4 protein-coding genes and 1 tRNA gene are annotated in these 2379 nt (G+C 52.3%); all 5 read left to right on the plus strand.

Going from position 1 to position 2379, the window contains the following annotated elements:
• The coding region (gene iscB, locus RTI30_RS14025; RefSeq protein ID WP_312284117.1) for an RNA-guided endonuclease IscB at nt 1-1154 on the plus strand (1154 nt) is incomplete at its 5' end.
• Nucleotides 1155-1256: 102 nt separating this feature from the next.
• Complete coding sequence (gene acpP / locus RTI30_RS14030) at nt 1257-1523, plus strand: acyl carrier protein (RefSeq protein ID WP_312284118.1); 267 nt, start codon at nt 1257-1259, stop codon at nt 1521-1523.
• A gap of 48 nt (nt 1524-1571) precedes the next feature.
• Nucleotides 1572-1799, plus strand: a complete 228-nt coding sequence (locus RTI30_RS14035; protein ID WP_312284119.1) for a hypothetical protein — start codon at nt 1572-1574, stop codon at nt 1797-1799.
• Between the two features lie 23 nt (nt 1800-1822).
• A tRNA-Pro gene (locus RTI30_RS14040) sits at nt 1823-1899 on the plus strand.
• 17 nt (nt 1900-1916) lie between these two features.
• The gene (locus RTI30_RS14045; RefSeq protein WP_312284120.1) at nt 1917-2234 is read left to right on the plus strand and encodes a hypothetical protein; all 318 of its coding nucleotides are present in this window, start codon (nt 1917-1919) and stop codon (nt 2232-2234) included.
• Nucleotides 2235-2379: the final 145 nt, after the last annotated feature.

The following is a 2379-nucleotide window of genomic DNA, read 5'->3' on the forward strand; positions in this document are numbered from 1 at the left end:
TCCTCAAAGACCGGGATAACGGCGACGTACAGGACATACGCCTGAAACTTAATCCAGGCAGCAAAACTACCGGCATTACGCTGGTGGCCGAGTTTGCAAAACGCGGATCCGTCGTAGTCTGGGCAGCAGAACTCGCCCATCGCGGCGCGGCTATCCGCAAGTCGCTGAAAGATCGGGCCGCCCACCGGCGCTTTCGCCGGAATAGGTTGCGATACAGGCCCGCCCGATTCCTACACCGGACCAGGATAAAAGGGTGGTTAGCACCATCCCTACAACATCGAGCAGATACGACAATGACATGGGTGCAAAGATTGCAGCGTTGGTCGCCCGTCACGGCGATCTCCACCATGCTGCATCGCTTTGACACCCAGAAACTACAGAATCCCGAAATTGCCGGGATTGAATACCAGCAAGGCGAGCTTTTTGGCTACGAGGTACGCGAGTACCTACTCGAAAAATGGGGCCGGAAGTGCGCCTATTGTGGGGCGGAAAACGTGCCTCTGGAAATCGACCATATACATCCCCGAAGCAAGGGCGGTAGCGATCGGATTTCCAACCTAACTCTGGCTTGCTCTCCCTGCAACCGGAAGAAGGGAAATACCGACGTTGCCGCATTTCTGGCGAAAAAGCCGGATCGCTTACGCCGGATACTGGCCCAGGCCAAGGCTCCACTGAAAGACGCGGCAGCGGTGAATAGTACCCGCTGGGCGCTATACCAACGGCTCAAGCAAACAGGGATGGGTGTGGAAATAGGCAGTGGTGGCCGTACCAAGTGGAACCGGATACAACAGCAATATCCAAAGACCCATTGGATTGACGCCGCTTGCGTGGGGGAATCAGGGCAAAGCGTCCACCTCGACCCGAATCACCAAACCCTCACGATCAAAGCTACCGGCCACGGGGAACGTCAACGGGCAAGACTGGACCGCTACGGTTTTCCGCGCGGCCATAAGCCACGAGCCAGAACGTATCTGGGATTTCGTACTGGCGACATCGTGCGTTGCACGAAGCCCAACATACCCGCTATCACCGGCCGGGTGGCAATCCGCTTCCGCCCATCATTCGCGATTTGTTCCAACAAAACCAAACGGGAGATTCACCCAAAGCACCTTACCATTATCCAAAAAGGGGACGGTTATGAATATGCAGCATGACCCTACTGGAGGCAGCGCTTCCGCTCCAGCCAAGCCAAAAGGCTATGGCTGGAGTACCCGCGCTAAAATTGTGATGGCGAACAAGAAAACGAGAGGTTTATCATGAGCAATCAGGCAGAGCTCACACTCGACCAAATCGAATATCGGGTCAAGAAGGTAATTTCCGAACAACTGGCAATCGATCCAGAAAGGATTACCAACGAGACATCCTTTGAAAACGACCTGGGAGCCGACTCGCTGGATAAGGTTGAGATTATTATGGCCATGGAAGAGGAGTTCGATTGCGACATTCTCGATGAGGACGCGGATCGAATCAAAACTATCGGACAGGCCGTGGAATACCTACACGATCGCCTGTGCCAGAAATAGGGAGAGCAGTACCAGTCAAATACCATTCATTGACAAGGAGAATATCCAATGACAAACAGTACCGTACATGCAGCAAGCGACCACTCTTGTGAACCACTTACGGTTAACACGATCATTGGTCCAACAGGAAAGCGAAATAGCCGTGAACTTTTTGGTCAACTGATGAAATCAGGGGAAGTTGTTTTCATTTTTGACGCATGGAGAGATCACCTTGACGAGGAATCCTTGGAAAGCATGAGAAACGGTTTTGGTAAACCCCTGAACGACGCAACTTGATATGTAGAGCCAATCAATCTTTTCGGGGTGTAGCGCAGGCTGGTAGCGCATCTGCTTTGGGAGCAGAGGGCCGGAGGTTCGAATCCTCTCACCCCGACCAATTTTTTAGGAGTCTCCATGCACCACAAACGCCACCGCCCCAAGAGCACCCGTGCTGGCTGCCTTCTGTGCAAACCGCAGAAAAGGCAGGGTGTGAATGACGAATCCAAGGTGTATCATTCCGGATTTGGAAAGATTCGTCGCCTGTCTCAGGCCAAAGCGCATGAAAATGAAATCAATTTTTTGAAAGCGGAAGCGGCAGGATTGAAAGTGCTGCTAACTGAGGCAGAACGATACGGAGACATTGTTGGCAAATTGCAATATAGGGAAAGATTGGAAGCGATTGCAGACGAAATCAAACGTCTTTCCGCACATAAGGAGATTTCTGGTGGATAAAAGTAAGGTATCTAGCAAACTACCGGCCATGAAGATCCGGTCTCTGTATCACCGGCCTACCGAGCAGCACCGGGACGAAAAGGTGTACCGCCGCAAGGGCAGAGAAGCACAGCGTATCATTCGAGAATATCGGGATAGTTCCCTT

It is taken from the genome of Candidatus Igneacidithiobacillus taiwanensis, assembly GCF_031962545.1.
Classification (GTDB): Bacteria; Pseudomonadota; Gammaproteobacteria; order Acidithiobacillales; family Acidithiobacillaceae; genus Igneacidithiobacillus; species Igneacidithiobacillus taiwanensis.